The organism is uncultured Campylobacter sp., assembly GCF_938045595.1.
Classification (GTDB): domain Bacteria; phylum Campylobacterota; class Campylobacteria; order Campylobacterales; family Campylobacteraceae; genus Campylobacter_B.
This window is the reverse complement of record NZ_CALIBB010000023.1, coordinates 1-16,195: the sequence shown is the minus strand read 5'-3', so window position 1 is coordinate 16,195 and position 16,195 is coordinate 1. Positions and strand designations below refer to the sequence as shown.

Sequence of the window (16,195 nt, the reverse complement as noted above, 5' to 3'; positions counted from 1 at the left end):
AACAGATCGCGCGTGCGCGAGACGGCGCGATCGCGATGCACGCAAGCATCAGAAGCATCGCAGGAAGCGGCGTAGCGCAGCTGGAGGATGTCGATGAAATTTTAAGCCTCGAGGCGATAGCGGCGGAGGGTGAAGCGAGCGCGCTTCAAGACCAAGACGGCGACGAGACGCCATAGCGGCGTATAGACCGCGGCTATGGCGAGAGCACGAGATGATCTTGCGGCGCGAAGTTAGCTTACGGGACGGGAAGCTAAATATCTATTTTGCGTCGTGCGTCTTTTTAATTTCGTCCGTTCTTGCGCCTTCATACAGTGTAAAACTTTGTGTAGCCGCGCTTTCTATGCTTACTTGCCTTAGTATCTACATAAATTTTAAGCGCAAAATGTTCTATCTCTCCGGTGCGGCGTCTTTGGTACTTTATTGCGACGTAAAATTTCCTTTAAATTTACCGCGCAGAGCGCCGCGGTACGTTTTAGATCGCGCCGTTAAATTTTAAAATTTCAAAACGTTTGCTTTGATTTGTTGTTTGCTCGCTTTCAAAGCGGCGTAAAATTTTACACAAAAGCCGTGCTGCGCGCCGTAGAGTTTAGCCGCGGCGTGGGGGCGTGGGTTAGAATGCTGGGCTTGAAATTCTTGAAATTTATGATTGATTTTAACGCCGTTTTAAGATTATTTTTGTAAAATCACATTTCTTTTTTACCGCTGGCGGGCTCATAGCTCAGTTGGTTAGAGCATCCGGCTCATAACCGGATGGTCCTAGGTTCAAGTCCTAGTGAGCCCACCACCACAAAATTTTAGCTTTTTACCGCATCGAAATTCGCAAAATTCCATAAAATTTTATGCGTCGTTTTTCCTTTGAAATTCTGTTTCATAACTTCAAAAGACAAAGTCTGCCTCATAATTCCCGCTTTAAAATGCGGCAAGCTCGCGATTGAATTTTCAAATTTAACTTTCATTTGGCGACCGATTAAATTTTATTTTATGCCAAGTTGCGGTAGAATTCCGTTAAAATTCTTAGTGCGGGGAGATGTCCATGTCAGAAAATCAAACGAAAAAAGGCGGAATTTTAGCTTTTTATTTTAACTCAAGCTTGCTTTGGCGCATCATTATCGCTTTAGTGTTGGGCTCTGCGATTGGTATGTTACTACCTAAAAATATGCCGGTGGGCGATACCACGTGGGTAGCGATTTTAACGCCTTTGGGAGATCTTTTCGTGCGGCTTTTAAAGATGATCATGGTGCCGATTATTATCTGTTCGCTGATCGTGGGCACTAGCAGTATCTCGCCCGCGCATCTGGGCAAAGTAGGCGTTAAGGCGATCATATTTTACGCTATAACGACGCTTTTTGCGATCGTCATCGGTCTAGCGTGTGCGTTTGTATTTTCTCCAGGTAGCGGGCTTGATCTAAGCGATACGTCCAAGGCCGTCGAAAAGGCAGCGAACGCGCCTAGTATGAGTAAAATTTTGCTTAATATAATTCCTACGAATCCTTTTGATTCCATAGCCAAGGGCGAAATTTTGCCGATAATCGCGTTTTGCTTATTTCTTGGCGTAGGGCTTGCGTTTTGCCGCGACAGTAGCGACGCGCGTATCAAAAGCTCCGCCGATACGGTTTATAATTTTTTCGACGGAATGAGCGAGATTATGTTTAAGATCGTGCACTGGGTGATGCAATATGCGCCAATCGGCGTTTTTGCGCTAATGTTTGTAGTGTTTAATAAAAGCGGCATCGAGGCTTTTAGCTCGCTGCTAAACGTCACGATTACCCTATACGTGGGACTTGCGATTCAAGTATTTGCGGTTTATTGCGTTATTTGTATGCTTATCGGAGTTAGCCCGATTAAATTCCTTAAAAAAGTGCGTCCGCCGATGCTTACGGCTTTTGTTACCCGCAGCTCCAACGGCACGCTTCCGATTACGATGCAAACCGCCGAAGATATGGGAATTCCAAAGGCGATCTACGGCTTTGTTTTGCCCGTGGGTGCTACGGTGAATATGAACGGCACGACCGTGTATTTGGGCGTGTGCACGCTCTTTATCGCTAATGCTTGCGGTATCGATCTAAACAGCAGCCACTACCTCACGATCATCATCACTTCGATGCTTGCGGCGATCGGAACTGCCGGAGTTCCGGGAGCTGGTGCGCTGATGCTGCTTTTAGTGCTCGAGTCTATCGGCGTCAAGGTAAGTGGTAACGTAGCGATCGCTTACGGAATGATTTTGGGCATTGACGCGATTTTGGATATGGGGCGAACCTCGATGAACGTAACGGGCGATGTTGTCGCGTCGATCTACGTCGCAAAGAGCGAAAACGAAATGGATATGAGTAAGTGGGAAAATTAGCCCAAGTAAAATTTAGAAAGGACGAGCTATGAAAAGAGTTGGGATTATCGGTGGAATGGGACCTTTGGCGAGTGCGGATCTGTATATGAAGATCATAGAAGAGACTGCTGCGGGCAGCGATCAAGAAAATATTCCGCTTGTAATCGATAGCTATCCGCAGATCGAAGATCGCACGGCTTTTATCTTAGGCAAGGGTGAAAATCCGCTTCCGCGCCTAAGCGAGAGCGCTGTTAGGCTCAAAAATGCGGGCTGCAAGGCGTTTGCGATGGCGTGCAACACGGCGCATTTTTTCGCAGACGATGTAGAAGCTGCGGCGGAAATCCCGCTAATTCATATCGCTGAGGTCACCGTAAAAGCGATCCGCAAAAATTATCCAAACGCCCATAAAATCGCTGTGCTAGCCACTATCGGTACAAAAAAAGCTAAAATTTACGACGATCCGCTTAAAGAAGCGGGGCTAATCAGCGTGGATCTTGGTGAAGAAAATCAAGCGGTTTTGATGGATTGTATCTACAAAGGCGTTAAGGCGGGCAAGACTGCCGAATACGTGGGGGCTTTTGAGAATTTGCTAGGCAAAATCGATGCTGATATTTATGTCGTTGCCTGCACTGAGCTGCCGCTATTTTTGCCGTTAATCAAAAGCGATAAAATTTTCGTCGATCCTACTAGAGAGCTTGCCAAAGCGATCGTGGAATTCTCAAGATCGTAGAGCCGCAAGGCTTTGCAAGCGGAATTCTAAACCGCAAAATTTTACGATAATTTAAGTCGTGAAATTTTGCGGAACTATGTTAGACCAAACTTCCATCAAGGCGGAATTTTATGATAGTGGAATTTCATCACAGCATTTTAAGCTTAAAATTTTGTCAAAATTTGATCCGCAAAACCCAGAATGTAAAACCTCCGAAATAAAATTCCGTAACAAAATTTACTCGTAAAATTTCGCGCTGAAATTTAAGCTAAAATTCCATTAAATTTGACCGTTTCTAAAGCCCGAATTTAATATAATCTCCAAATCAAAAAAGGACCAAAAATGAGCGACTATACCCACCTGCACCTTCACACCGAGTATTCGCTGCTAGACGGCGCGAATAAAGTAAGCGAGCTCGCCGAGCTTTTGCAGAGCCGCGGCACCAAGGCGTGCGCGATCACCGACCACGGCAATATGTTCGGCGCGATAGACTTTTATCAGACGATGAAAAAGCACGGCATCAAGCCGATCATCGGCATCGAGACCTACCTGCACAACCACGACGACATCGGCGATAAAAGCGACCGCCAGCGCTATCACTTGATACTGCTCGCCAAAAACGAGACGGGCTATAAGAATTTGATGTATCTTAGCTCGCGCGCGTTTTTAGACGGCTTCTACTACTACCCAAGGATCAACAAAAAAATTTTAAAAGAGCACAGCGAGGGGCTCATCTGCTCCTCGGCATGCCTAGCGGGCGAGGTGGAATTTCATCTAAATAGAAGCGAGCGAAATTTAAAGCGCGGCGCGGGCGGCTACGAAGCGGCGAAAAAAGCGGCGCTTGAGTATAAGGAAATTTTCGGCGAGGATTTTTATCTAGAGATCATGCGCCACGGCATCGGCGAGCAATTAAACGTCGATAAAGACCTCATCCGCCTCTCGCGCGAAATCGGCGTCAAGATCATCGCCACGAACGACGCTCACTACTCTCGCAAAGATCGCGCCAAGGCTCACGACGTCTATCAGTGCATCTCGATGGGCAAGACGATCAACGATGGCGACCGCCTAAAACACGTCGTTTCGGAATTTTACGTAAAAAGCGACGAGGAGATGAGGCGGCTTTTTGCGGACATCCCCGAAGTGATCGAAAATACCGCCGAGATCGTGCAAAAGTGCAATTTGAAATTTGCCTTCGACGAGAAGGACTACGCGCCGACGCCGCCGAATTTTAAATTTACGATCGAATACGCCGCTGGGTTCGGGCTTTCGCTGCCGCAGCCCGATGAGCGTTATAGCTTTGCAAACGATGATTTTCTATTCGATTATCTGTGCCGCGAGGGGCTTAAAGAGCGCCTTAAATTTATTGATCCTGCCAATCATGAAATTTATCGCGAGCGCCTGGAAAAGGAGCTTGCCATCATCAAAAACATGCATTTTTCGGGTTATATGGTCATCGTGCAGGATTTCATCAACTGGGCGAAGGATCACGACATTCCGGTTGGCCCAGGTCGCGGCTCTGCGGCGGGCAGCATCTGCGCATATGCGCTTCGCATTACCGACCTCGATCCGATCCCGTATAATCTGCTTTTCGAGCGATTTTTAAATCCGTCGCGTATCTCGATGCCCGATATTGACGTGGATTTTTGCCAGGCGCGCAGAGGCGAAGTGATCGACTACGTCATCGATCAGTACGGCAAATTTAACGTAGCGCAGGTTGCGACCTTCGGTAAGCTGCTCGCGCGCGGCGTCATCCGCGACGTGGCTCGCGTCTGCGACATGCCACTTTCACAAGCTGATAAGATGGCGAAGTTGATCCCAGACAAGCTCGGTATCACGCTTACGCAGGCTTACGACGCCGAGCCGAAGCTGAAGGAATTTATCGATGCAGATCCGATCGCACAGCAGGTTTGGGAGTTTGCGCTAGATCTTGAAGGGCTAAATCGCAACGCGGGCATGCACGCTGCGGGCGTTGTGATCTCAAACGAGCCGCTGTGGAACAAAGCGCCGCTATTTAAGCAGGATAAGGGCGATGATGCGCGCCTAGTAACGCAATACACCAAAAACTATCTCGAGGACGTCGATCTGATAAAATTTGACTTCCTGGGTCTAAAAAACCTCGACGTGATCGATAATGCCGCCAAGCTCGTAAAGCGCCGCTACGGTCGCAATATCGTCTGGGAGGAGATCGATTTCAACGATCACAATACCTACGAGACGATTCAAAGCGGCAACACGCTGGGGATTTTCCAAATCGAGGGCGCGGGCATGCAGGATCTGGCGATGAACCTGCGCCCCGACCGCTTCGAGGATATCATCGCGATGATCTCGCTCTATCGCCCGGGACCGATGGATCTAATCCCCGATTTTATCAGGATCAAACACGGAGAGCTAAAAGCAAGCTATATCTTCCCCGAGATAAAAGAAATTTTAGAGCCTACCTACGGCATCATCGTCTATCAAGAGCAGGTCATGCAGATCGTGCAGAAGGTGGGTGGCTTTAGCTTGGGCGATGCCGATCTGGTGCGCCGCGCGATGGGTAAGAAGGATGAGAAGAAGCTTGCTCACATGCGCGAGCAGTATCTAAATGGCGCCAAAGAGCTGGGCTTTGACGTAGCAAAGGCAGATGAGTTATTTGATCTGATTATGAAATTTGCCTCCTACGGCTTTAACAAATCTCACGCCGCGGCGTATTCGATGATCACCTTTCAAACAGCCTATCTTAAGACCTACTATCCGGCGGAGTTTATGGCGGCGCTGCTTACTTCGGAAGAGGGCAATACCGATAAAATTTCAAAATATATCGACGAGGCTAGCCGCCTAGGCATCGGGCTTTTGCCGCCGTCGATCAATCAAAGCTTAAGAGGCTTTAGCGTCGTGGACGACGACAATTCCAAATCGGGCACTTCGATCATCTACGGCCTAGGCGCAATCAAGGGGGTAGGCGCCGCCGCGATCGAGAATATCTTAGAGCTTCAAAGCGAGGCTAAATTTCAAAGCATCGACGATTTTGCTTCGCGCGTGGATAATTTCCGCGTCAATAAAAAGGTCATCGAGTCGCTGATCTATGCAGGCGCGATGGATTGTCTGGGTAAGAGCCGATTAGCGATGATTCAAAATATGGAAAATATCCTAGACGTGATGAAGAAGATCACCGAGATTAAAAAGGACGCCGCAAGCTCGCTTTTTGGCGAGGATGAGGATATGACGAGCGGCATGAGCGTAAGCTTCGTCGATACCGATAAGGAATTTCCGCAGGGCGAAATTTTGAAATTTGAGCAGCAGACCGTGGGCGTGTATCTCTCGGGGCATCCGCTAGATGATTATAAAGAGGAGATGGAGGGCATCGACTATACGCTATCCTCGGCGTTTAGCGAGATCGACGGCGATAGCGCCGAGGTGCTTAGCGTGGGGCGGATCGAGGATCTATCCACGCGCATGACGAAAACGGGCAAAAAAATGGGGATTTTAAACGTGCTTGATCTGCACGGCAGCTTCGAGCTCGCGGTGTTCGATAACGCGCTAAAGGCGATCGAAAACTTAAGCCCGCAGGAGCGGGAGCGCCCGTACGCCTTTATGATTAAAATTTCAAAAAGCGCGGTCGGCGGCGCGGCGTATCAGCTGTCGTTTCTTTCGATGATGAGCCTGCAAAACGCTCGAGATGCGAGCTTTCGTCCGCGCGCGGGAGTATTCTTGAGCGAGAATCCACTCAAAGCCTACGCCGCGCAGCTTGGAGCGATTGCACATACCAAATCGAACGAATTCGACGAACTGGTGGGCGACGAGGACGTGAGCGTTAAAATTTTATGCGTCGGCAAGATCGAAAACGTCCACACCCGCACGACCAAATCGGGCAAGCAGATGGCAAATCTCACGGTGCTTGATCTTGCGGGCAGCTTCGAGATGAGCGCGTTCGGCGATATTTGTGATGCGGTCACTGCGCTAACGGATGCGCAACTGGAGCGCCCGATGGCATTTTGGGCACGGCTTAGCAAAAACACATCCCCTTACGGCGGGAAATTTCAAATTTATTTGGATGAAATTTTAACTCTAGATGCCGCGCAAAATATCGACGGCTACGCACCTAGCAAGGTGCGAGGCTTTGGCGGTAGGGAGCGCGGAGGCTTTAATGGCGGCAATTTCGGCTCCGGCGGCGAACGAGGCGGCAGCTTTGGCAGCGGGAATTTTGCGGAGCGAAGGGGCGGGTTTGCTGCGGAGGATCCCGCCCTTAAGGCGCGCAAAGAGCGCGAGACACAGCGCAAAAACGCGCAGGATTTCGAGTTTGAGCTAAGCTTAGGCGAACTTAGCCGCGAGAAAATTTATAAAATTTACCACCTCGCCTTTTGCGACACGGCGCTAAAAAACACCAAGCGGCTGATTCTGCGAATCCGTAACGGCAGCGAGGTGCTAGTTTATCCGACCGAATACATCGTGAGCGATAATTTCACCGAAAAGGTGCGTGAAATCATCGCGGCGTAGGTGCGGCCCTCTCGCCGCGCTAGGTCGGTTAAAATTTTATTCTTGCTTGTTGCGCCGCACGCAAGCGACTTAAGCGCGCAGATAGCCTAGGCTTTGGCGCGGTTGCGATAAGAGACGACAATATTGGCTCAAAGCTTGCCGCACGTAAAATTTACGGCGCGACACATAAGAATCGTAATCACGCAGATCGTCCGTGATATCTAAATTTATTGCGTTCATCGCGGTGGAATTTTATCTGTCAAAATTTACAAAAACACAGACCGCCTCTGCTTTATTGCGTCAGCAAGGCTTATAGCGCGCCGTTTGAGTTGCCGCAATAACAGCTCGCCGTGCCTAGGCAGAGTTGAATTATATTGTCGCGCTGGTCTACCTGTTGCATGATAAACGGTATGAGCGTTTTTAAATTTCGAGCTAAATTTTTGCGAAGCCTTACTTTGGCAAATCTCTACGCAGCTTTAAAATTTTAAACTTTAGCGGATTTGAAATTTTAGGCATAGTTTTACTACGTAAAATTTTATCGCGGTAAAATTTCGCCGAGCAAATTTAGTAAAGCACGCAAAAACGGACTCAAGACGCGCAGAAAAAATCCGAAACAAAGCTGGCGAGCAAACGGTGCCCGAAAAAATCAAGCTAGCGCGGACTGGGCTCGAGCCAGGCGTCGGAACACAGCCGCCCTAAATACGAAATTTGTTAAAATTATCAAACGGTTGTATCTAGCGGTTTTTTTGCGCTATTTATCCTGACTGCGTTAAACGTGTTTGTCCTTCCTAAAAATATAGGCGGTAATGCCGTTTACGCGGGCTTTGTAAGTCTCATGGAGCAGCTTTTTCCAAATATCGCCGTAGCAGGGATCGTCTGCGCGCAAGGCTTGAGGAGTTCTACGTCGCTGCGATGCGGGTGGCTAGCATCTTTGATTTTGGCGCAGGCTACTTTCTATACTTAAAGAATGGCGCTAATTCAATTTCGCGCGATTTTTAGTGGCGAAATTTAGCGAGTTGAAATTCAGAAATTCTGCCGTTTCCAAGCCGCTGGAATTTGAGCTCAAATTTAGAGTTCGCGAGAATTTTAAATTTTACGACGTGAAATTGTGAAGCGGGATTTTAGAATTTTGAAATTCTGCGCCGTGGAGTTTTGTATTTTGAAATTTCGCGAGCTGTAAATTTAGGCTAAATTTTAAAATTTGTAACGATAAATTTTAAAATTTTAGGCTGCGCGGCTCGGCAAAGCGCATCCGCCTCTTGATAAATCAAATTTCTAATCTGGTTTAAATTTAAGAAGCACGGTTGCTGCCGTAAAATTCTATACGCAGCAGCGGTTTTTTAAACGACAGCGCGCCAAAGTGGTGATGATTCTCACGCAAAATATGCCGCGCCTGCCGCAAGCACTGCGTGGCAGGGCAAGCGAGCATTTACGCGATCGTGCGGGCTAGTTTATCTCTTAAATTTAAAATTTCATCGCGCTTTAGCACGAAGCTGTTTTTGTTGGCGATGAGGTGCGCCGAGCTTTGCATTATGGTTTCTGCGGGTTGCAGCCCGTTTTGCTTCATCGTAGCGCCGGTCTCCACGACATCGACGATAGCGTCGGCAAGCCCTATGAGCGGGGCTAGCTCGATCGAGCCGTAGAGTTTGATGATATTTACGGCGACCGCTTTTGAGGCGAAGTATTCGCGAGTGATGTTGGGCATTTTCGTAGCGATTTTTAGGCTTGGAGCACCGTAGTTTAGCTGTGTGCCCGCATGCACGCCCACGCAGACGCGGCATTTCCCAATTTTAAGATCGAGTAGCGTAAGTACGTCGGGGCGGTGCTCCTCAAGCACGTCAAGCCCCACTACGCCGATATCCGCCGCACCGCCCATAACGTAAGTAGGGATATCTTGGTTGCGGACGTAGAGGAATTTAAAATCGCCCTCTTGCATTATGAGTTTGCGATCCTCGAAAGCAAAATCGAGCCCGAAGATGGTTTTGAAAATTTTAAGCGTATCGTCGGCTATACGGCCTTTTGGTAGGGCTATGGTTATCATGCGAGCTCCTTTTTTGCGATCAAGCTCACCATCGATTTAAAGATCAGATCCTTTTCATAGATCGAGTTGCGAAAATACCGCATCAGATAGGCTCCGTCACCGCCAGTGAAGTAAATTTTATTATTGCCCGCGATGTTTTCGATCGTAAGCACGATAGGCTTTAAAATCCCGTAGTTTACGGCATTTATGGTCTTTTGCGGTAGCGGGTCCAGATCGATATTGGTTGAAAGCGTAACATCCAGCACGGGCGCGATGCTCGCGAACGACTTTAAAAGCGTGCCGATACCAGGCATTATGAATCCGCCTAGGTGTGAGCTTTTAAACATCAAATCCACGGTGATTGCGCTGCCAGCATCGACGACGACGCCGGTGTTTACGGCCGAACACGCCGCTATGCGGTCGATCCCAAGCCCGCGGTAGGCGGTTTTTAGCTCAAAGTGCGGCGCGAGATCGACAAATAGAGGGTTTTTCAGTTTTTTTTTCACGCTTTCGTTTACGCTAATGAAAAAAATTCGCTCCTTCGGCTCATACCGCATAAACTCCGCTACGGGCATACTTTGCGTTACGCCGCCTTTATAAAATTTAACCCTGGAATTTCCTATGTCACACAAAAGCATAGAGGCTAAATCCGTTTTCTTTTAAAAATTTCGCGCTTTTAGAGCACATTTGCGAGTTGTAAAACAGCACGCGCTTTTTCACGACCTTGCCTAGGCTTGCGCTAATATCGCTTGCGAGCGAGAGCAGAAATTCCGCGTCGCGCATTACAAAGCGAGATTTTGCGTCGCGCATAAACAAAAGGACGTTGTAGCTTTTCAGATCTACGCCGAAATACGCGCCGTATGAGCGCGAGCGCGTGAAACTCGCGATATCCAGCGTTTGAAATTTTTGAAGCAGGAGCCCTTCGCGAACGCAAAGTTTTGAAATTTTATCTAGCATCAAAATTTAAAATTTTATCGTCGTAGTAAAAGGACGCGCCCGCGATAAAGGACTTATCATCGAACTCGCCATTTAGCTCGTAGATCGCCTGGCCTTCTAAATTTTCGTCGGTGCGGATGACGTAGCCGTTGCGCTCGATGATATACAAATAGCCGCCGCTAAGTAGTGCGCCACTAAACTGCGCGAAGGTAAATTTGCGCGATTTGATCAAATTTAGCCCGCGATCTAGTAGCTCGACTCTGCCGTCTTTTAAGAAAAGATAAATTCTATCGCCGCTAAAAATCACGTCTTTGATGTCTACGTTATGATTTTTATTGCCCGCAGGACTTACCAGCATTAGCCTAGTGGCAGTTACGGCATAAAGGTTATCGCCCTTGTTTTCTAAGGCGATAATGTTGTTAAAAAACGGCTGGTTGCTCACGACGAAATCGCGTGCCGAGCGCCCGCCTACGTTTTCTGCGATGCTGACTAGTCCGTCTAACGCAGGATAAGCGATAAGTTGGTTGATAAATATTGGTGACGCTACGCGCGAATCGATTGCGAATGCATCGCCTACTTTATGATCGAGTACCACTGCGCCAGAGCTTAGCTTGATAAGCATGATCGAATCATCGCTCATCACTAAAGCCAAATCATCGCCGCGTATATTTGCACTGAGCGCTTGTCTGCCGAGGGCTTTTTCAAATTTTACGGCGCCTGTGCCACTAACCACTTTAAGCGTGCCATTGATGTCAGTTACGACGAAATTTCCATCATATTCACCTAAAAATTTCTCACTTTTTAGGACTTTGAAATTTTTCACCAATCCGTTTTTAGAGATGACTTCGCCGTCTTTTAGCGTAGCACCATCTTTACTAACCGCTACGATTTCCGACGGCAGCGAGCCGTTAAATTTCATATCGCCTGTGATGTTTTCGTCGCTAGGTTCGAAATACTGGCGCTTCGTCGAGCAGCCTAAAAATAAAAACGATAGTAAAAGCGTAAATATCAGCGTTTTTTTCATTATTTATTGCCTCCATAGTGTTTCAAAGCAAGTGCGATTTGACGAACTGGCGAGTTGAGTGGAATTTTATCTAGCTCTGCGTGAGCTTGCTCGATTTTACCTTCTTTTAGCAGGTCGTAGCCTTTGAGCAAAGAATCGTAATCGGCGAGTAGCACTCCGCCTTGCTTGCCGTTTTGTAGATTTATTATCTCTTTTAGCATAACATCGATGCCTTGGGTATTTTCTAGCGCCGCTCGCTCGTCTGCAGAGCCGTTTTGCAAAATATAAAGAGCGTATAGATTTATATCTTTTTGCTTAAGCTCGGCTAGCTTAGCGTCATCGCGCTTGTTAAGCAGCTCGTCATAGATCGCATTAGCACTTGCTATGCGGCGATCGCTTAGAAATTCATTTGCGTAATATCCGATAAATGCTACGATCAAAACCGCAGCCAAAAATATCAGCGGCTTTTTGTATTTTTTTACGAAAATTTCACTTTTTATGACGCTTTCTAGAAACTGCTCTTCTGTGCCAATCTCTTTTTTCACGCCTTCGATGTCGTCTTTTAAAGCCAAAATTTAGTCCTTTATTTGAGAAAATCGGCGTAATTGTAGCATAAAAAATTTTAAATACCGCCTAAGATAAAGAATTTTTATGATATAATGTCGCATTTATCAGAAAAAGGAAAGTTATGATAATAGACGATGCCTTGCTAAGCAAGCTGGAAAGGCTATCTGCTCTTAAAATTCCAGATGCTAAGCGAGAAGAATTTAAAGGGCAATTAAATAATATTGTAGATTTTGTAGAAATTCTAAATGAGCTGGATTTACAAAGTGGCGAGGCGACTATCACTACGCTAAAAGGCGGTACTCCGTTTCGCAAAGATATTCCACGCAAAAGCGACGTCGCAGAAAGCGTCTTAAAGCATGCTCCGCAGTCCGAAGGCGGCTACTTCGTAGTACCGAAAATCATCGATTGAAAGGAATTTTATGGAAGAAGTTCAAAGAAATTTAGTAGATATCGAAACCCTACTAAAAACCGTCGTTTTTAACAAAGCGAGCGACCTTCACTTAGTTTCGCGCTCGGCGCCTCAAATACGTATCGACGGAACATTGCGCCCACTTGCCATGGATCCGCTTAAGGGCACGGATATCGAGTATATCTGCTACGCGCTCATTACCGATGCGCAAAAAAGTGCGCTCGAGGAAAATAAAGAGCTCGACTTTGCGATCGAGCTTCCTAATATCGGACGCTTCCGTGGTAACTACTACTACACTATGAACGGTGATTTGGCTGCCGCATTTCGTATTATTCCTATCGATATTCCTAGCCTGGACGATTTAAAAGCCCCTACGATTTTTAAAGAGGTAGTCAAGCACGAAAAAGGCATGATTTTGGTTACCGGACCTACCGGTAGTGGTAAATCAACTACTCTTGCCGCGATGCTAAACGAGATCAACGAAAAAGAGCGCAAGCACATCATCACCGTTGAAGATCCGGTCGAGTTTGTCCATACCAATAAAAAAGCGCTTTTTTCTCACAGAAATATCGGCACTGATACCCATTCCTACGCTAATGCGTTAAAATTTGCCTTGCGTGAGGACCCAGACATCATCCTAGTTGGCGAGATGCGTGATAGAGAGACTATCTCGATTGCTATTACCGCGGCTGAAACCGGTCACTTGGTATTTGGTACGCTGCACACCAACTCCGCAATGCAGACGATCAACCGTATTATCGATAGCTTTGATGGCGGCGAGCAGCTCCAAGTGCGAAATATGCTCTCCGTGTCACTTACCGCGGTCATTTCGCAATCACTTTTGCCAAAGCTTGGCGGCGGACGTATCGCGATCCATGAAATTTTGCTCAATAACAATGCCGTAGCGAATCTAATCCGCGAAAACAAGGTGCATCAAATTTACTCTCAAATGCAGCTAAATCAGCAATCTACCGGTATGATAACTCAAACTCAAGCGATGGTTAAAGCGATCCGTGCAAATCAAATTTCAAAAGATACGGCGTTTAGGTACTCGACTAACCTACAAGAGCTAATAGGCGTGGTGGGTGCTTGATGGAAGGTATTAATTGGTTCGACGTCGGCTGTTTGGTACTCGTAGTGCTCTTCGGATTGCGCGGTATCACTAATGGCATCGTAAAAGAAATCTTTGGAATTTTGGGTCTCATCGGCGGTCTTTTTGCCGCGATGCGTTATAAAACTATGGCGGGCGAGTGGATTGCAGCAAAAATTCCAGCTTTACAGAATGCAAACGGCGTGCTTTCGGGCGATACGACGCAGGTTCTCATCGGCTTTATCGCTGTGCTTTTTGGCGTATGGATCTCGTGTCTGATTATAGGCGAAATCATTTCAAAATTCTTTAAATGGAGCGGACTCGGATTTGTCGATAAGATCGGCGGTTTCGTGTTTAGTGTAAGTAAAATTTTCTTGATTTTTGCCGTTATCGTTACGCTTGCAAGCGGTCCTATGTCGATGAACGAACAGACCAAAAGGTATTTTGAAAGCAGCAAAACTGCGCCGATTTTTTTAAAAATAGGAAATTGGATTTTAAATCTCAAAGACGATCCGAAGATCAAACAAAGCTTGGATTCTATCGGTTCTAAGATGGATAATAAACTCTTAAAAGATCAAAATTCTACCGCCCGTATGAACTCGGATCAAAATCAAAGCACTGAACCTAGCGATTTTAACGCCAGTTCAGAAGTAAATTCTACAGAAAGGACAAAATTATGAATGCAAAAATTGAAAATTTAGAGTTTGACGCTCTAATTGTTGAGTTTAAAAAGGCGCTTGCCGCTAGCGGTCTAAAATATACCAAGCAGCGCGAGGTTTTGCTCCGTACGCTTTATAACAACAACAAGCACTTCACGCCCGAGGCGCTTCATAACGAGATCAAGGCGAAATTTCCCGAGCTAAACGTAGGCATAGCGACGGTGTATCGCACCCTAAATTTACTCGAGGATTCGGGGATGGCTACGTCGATCTCATTCGGCGCGCAGGGCAAAAAATTTGAGCTTGCAAATAAACCTCACCACGACCATCTAATCTGCAAAAGCTGCAATAAGATCATAGAATTTCAAGACGCGACTATCGAGCGCAAACAGCTTGCCGTCGCCAAAGAGCACGGTTTTACGCTTACCGGACATATGATGCAGCTGTATGGAATTTGCCCGGAATGCGCCGCAAAAAGGAAGTAGATTGTTCGACTCCCAGCTAGAAAATCAAAGGATAGACAAGGCGTCGGAACTTCGGAATTTAGGGGCTAATCCCTATCCGCACTTTCTAAAAAAAGATATGAGCATAGCCGAGTTTAAAGAGAAATTCGGCTACATAAAAGATACCGAGGATAAAAAAGCGAGCGAGGAGGTGAGCCTTGCCGGAAGGTTAAAACTAAAGCGCGTCGCGGGCAAATCCACCTTCGCAAACATAGAAGATCAAAGCGGCAATATTCAAATTTATTACTCTCGCGATAGCATCGGCGAGGAGGATTACGCTAAATTTAAGAAAAATCTCGAAGTGGGCGATATAATTTTGGTGCGCGGATACGCTTTCGTCACCCAAACGGGCGAGTTTTCGATCCATGCCAGCAAAATAACGCTCGCATCCAAAGCGATCTGCCCGCTTCCGGAGAAATTTCACGGCCTTGTAGATATCGAGATGCGCTACCGCCAAAGATACCTCGATATGATAATGAACCCCGAGATTCGCGAGGATTTTATCAAGCGCTCGATCATCGTTAGCGAGATCCGTAGATTTTTTGAAAAGCGCGGATTTTTAGAGGTCGAAACGCCGATGATGCACCCAATCGCGGGCGGCGCGAACGCTAAGCCATTTATCACGCACCACAACGCCCTCGACGTCGATCGTTATCTGCGTATCGCACCGGAGCTGTATCTTAAGCGCCTCGTCGTAGGCGGCATGGAGGCGGTCTTTGAGATCAACCGAAACTTCCGCAACGAGGGTATGGATCTGACGCACAATCCAGAGTTTACCAGCATAGAATTCTACTGGGCGTGGCATGATTATAACGACGCGATGAACCTAACCGAGGAGCTATTTAAAGCGCTGTTTAAGAGGCTCGGGCTAGGCGAAATTTTAACCTACGATGAGCGCGAGATTGATTTTTCAAAACCTTTTGCTCGCATAAAGTATCTCGACGCGCTTACGCAGATAGGCGGCATCGAGCCGCAGATCATAAATGATCGCGAAAAGATCATCGCAAAGCTCAAAGAAGATAAATTTGAAGTCAATGAAAAGCTCGATCTCGGCCACCTGCAGAGCGAACTTTTTGATAATTACGTAGAAGTTAAGCTCATAAATCCGACTTTCATCGTGGATTTTCCGATCTCGATCAGCCCGCTTTCGCGCAGAAGCGACGAAAATCCGCAGATAGCCGAGAGATTTGAGCTCTACATCGCGGGCAAGGAGCTTGCAAACGCCTTTAACGAGCTGAACGATCCGCTCGATCAATACGCTAGATTTAAGGCGCAAATCGACGCTAAAAACGCGGGCGACGACGAAGCTCACGAGATGGACGAGGATTACGTCCGCGCGCTTAGCTACGCGATGCCGCCGACTACCGGCTGGGGGCTCGGCATCGACCGCTTGGCGATGATTTTACTGAATAAAAAATCGATTCGCGACGTGATTTTGTTTCCTGCGATGAGGCCGCTAAATTTAGATAAGGAGCAGTAATGTCAAATTTAGAAAAATTCGATAATGAAATTTTTAGTTTA

The 16,195-nt window shown here is 47.0% G+C and carries 14 protein-coding genes and 1 tRNA gene; 10 read left to right on the top strand and 5 right to left on the bottom strand.

Annotated elements, in window-relative coordinates; all coding sequences use genetic code 11:
* Positions 1–707 precede the first annotated feature (707 nt).
* From Q0340_RS00830 to dnaE, 5 genes are all read left to right on the top strand, one after another.
* Positions 708–784 (top strand) — tRNA-Ile (locus tag Q0340_RS00830).
* A 249-nt stretch (positions 785–1,033) separates the two neighbouring features.
* Entirely contained in the window at positions 1,034–2,344 is a 1,311-nt protein-coding gene (locus Q0340_RS00825) for a dicarboxylate/amino acid:cation symporter (RefSeq protein ID WP_298081770.1), read from the top strand.
* Between the two features lie 28 nt (positions 2,345–2,372).
* The gene (locus Q0340_RS00820; protein ID WP_298081769.1) at positions 2,373–3,053 is read left to right on the top strand and encodes an amino acid racemase; all 681 of its coding nucleotides are present in this window, start codon (positions 2,373–2,375) and stop codon (positions 3,051–3,053) included.
* Positions 3,054–3,129: 76 nt separating this feature from the next.
* A complete protein-coding gene (locus tag Q0340_RS00815) occupies positions 3,130–3,279 on the top strand; it encodes a hypothetical protein (RefSeq protein ID WP_298081768.1) in 150 nt (49 codons plus the stop codon).
* A gap of 95 nt (positions 3,280–3,374) precedes the next feature.
* The gene (dnaE, locus tag Q0340_RS00810) at positions 3,375–7,508 is read left to right on the top strand and encodes a DNA polymerase III subunit alpha (RefSeq protein ID WP_298081767.1); all 4,134 of its coding nucleotides are present in this window, start codon (positions 3,375–3,377) and stop codon (positions 7,506–7,508) included.
* Between the two features lie 1,408 nt (positions 7,509–8,916).
* On the opposite strand, the gene hisG is transcribed toward dnaE, so the two are convergent.
* Genes hisG through Q0340_RS00785 form a run of 5 tightly spaced genes read right to left on the bottom strand, consistent with a single transcriptional unit; the run spans position 8,917 to position 12,018 of the window.
* Positions 8,917–9,528 carry an ATP phosphoribosyltransferase gene (hisG, locus tag Q0340_RS00805; protein WP_297924251.1) on the bottom strand — a complete coding sequence of 204 codons (612 nt, stop codon included), beginning with the start codon at positions 9,526–9,528 and terminating at the stop codon, positions 8,917–8,919.
* Positions 9,525–10,145: a type III pantothenate kinase gene (locus Q0340_RS00800; RefSeq protein ID WP_298081766.1), complete on the bottom strand. Its 621-nt coding sequence runs from the start codon at positions 10,143–10,145 to the stop codon at positions 9,525–9,527. The genes hisG and Q0340_RS00800 overlap by 4 nt, the downstream gene beginning before the upstream one ends.
* A complete protein-coding gene (locus Q0340_RS00795) occupies positions 10,132–10,467 on the bottom strand; it encodes a hypothetical protein (RefSeq protein WP_297879852.1) in 336 nt (111 codons plus the stop codon). The genes Q0340_RS00800 and Q0340_RS00795 overlap by 14 nt, the downstream gene beginning before the upstream one ends.
* The gene (locus tag Q0340_RS00790; RefSeq protein ID WP_298081765.1) at positions 10,454–11,467 is read right to left on the bottom strand and encodes an L-seryl-tRNA selenium transferase; all 1,014 of its coding nucleotides are present in this window, start codon (positions 11,465–11,467) and stop codon (positions 10,454–10,456) included. The genes Q0340_RS00795 and Q0340_RS00790 overlap by 14 nt, the downstream gene beginning before the upstream one ends.
* The gene (locus Q0340_RS00785) at positions 11,467–12,018 is read right to left on the bottom strand and encodes a hypothetical protein (RefSeq protein ID WP_297883045.1); all 552 of its coding nucleotides are present in this window, start codon (positions 12,016–12,018) and stop codon (positions 11,467–11,469) included. Before Q0340_RS00785 ends, Q0340_RS00790 begins: the two co-directional genes overlap by 1 nt.
* A 116-nt stretch (positions 12,019–12,134) precedes the next feature.
* On the opposite strand from Q0340_RS00785, the gene gatC reads away from it, so the two are divergent.
* From gatC to lysS, 5 genes are read left to right on the top strand one after another with little or no spacing between them, the layout of a single operon-like run.
* Complete coding sequence (gene gatC, locus Q0340_RS00780) at positions 12,135–12,422, top strand: Asp-tRNA(Asn)/Glu-tRNA(Gln) amidotransferase subunit GatC (RefSeq protein WP_298081764.1); 288 nt, start codon at positions 12,135–12,137, stop codon at positions 12,420–12,422.
* A gap of 10 nt (positions 12,423–12,432) precedes the next feature.
* Positions 12,433–13,515 carry a type IV pilus twitching motility protein PilT gene (locus tag Q0340_RS00775; RefSeq protein WP_005871218.1) on the top strand — a complete coding sequence of 361 codons (1,083 nt, stop codon included), beginning with the start codon at positions 12,433–12,435 and terminating at the stop codon, positions 13,513–13,515.
* Positions 13,515–14,192: a CvpA family protein gene (locus Q0340_RS00770; protein WP_298081763.1), complete on the top strand. Its 678-nt coding sequence runs from the start codon at positions 13,515–13,517 to the stop codon at positions 14,190–14,192. The genes Q0340_RS00775 and Q0340_RS00770 overlap by 1 nt, the downstream gene beginning before the upstream one ends.
* On the top strand, positions 14,189–14,656 hold the full coding sequence (locus tag Q0340_RS00765) for a Fur family transcriptional regulator (protein ID WP_005871221.1): 468 nt from the start codon (positions 14,189–14,191) through the stop codon (positions 14,654–14,656). Before Q0340_RS00770 ends, Q0340_RS00765 begins: the two co-directional genes overlap by 4 nt.
* 1 nt (position 14,657) lies before the next feature.
* Entirely contained in the window at positions 14,658–16,154 is a 1,497-nt protein-coding gene (gene lysS / locus Q0340_RS00760; protein WP_298081762.1) for a lysine--tRNA ligase, read from the top strand.
* Positions 16,155–16,195 lie beyond the last annotated feature (41 nt).

Coding starts and splice junctions, on each gene's coding strand:
- Q0340_RS00825 (WP_298081770.1), top strand. CDS start 1,034: ATGTCAGAAAATCAAACGAAAAAAGGCGGAATTTTAGCTTTTTATTTT.
- Q0340_RS00820 (WP_298081769.1), top strand. CDS start 2,373: ATGAAAAGAGTTGGGATTATCGGTGGAATGGGACCTTTGGCGAGTGCG.
- Q0340_RS00815 (WP_298081768.1), top strand. CDS start 3,130: ATGTTAGACCAAACTTCCATCAAGGCGGAATTTTATGATAGTGGAATT.
- dnaE (WP_298081767.1), top strand. CDS start 3,375: ATGAGCGACTATACCCACCTGCACCTTCACACCGAGTATTCGCTGCTA.
- hisG (WP_297924251.1), bottom strand. CDS start 9,528: ATGATAACCATAGCCCTACCAAAAGGCCGTATAGCCGACGATACGCTT.
- Q0340_RS00800 (WP_298081766.1), bottom strand. CDS start 10,145: ATGCTTTTGTGTGACATAGGAAATTCCAGGGTTAAATTTTATAAAGGC.
- Q0340_RS00790 (WP_298081765.1), bottom strand. CDS start 11,467: ATGAAAAAAACGCTGATATTTACGCTTTTACTATCGTTTTTATTTTTA.
- gatC (WP_298081764.1), top strand. CDS start 12,135: ATGATAATAGACGATGCCTTGCTAAGCAAGCTGGAAAGGCTATCTGCT.
- Q0340_RS00775 (WP_005871218.1), top strand. CDS start 12,433: ATGGAAGAAGTTCAAAGAAATTTAGTAGATATCGAAACCCTACTAAAA.
- Q0340_RS00770 (WP_298081763.1), top strand. CDS start 13,515: ATGGAAGGTATTAATTGGTTCGACGTCGGCTGTTTGGTACTCGTAGTG.
- Q0340_RS00765 (WP_005871221.1), top strand. CDS start 14,189: ATGAATGCAAAAATTGAAAATTTAGAGTTTGACGCTCTAATTGTTGAG.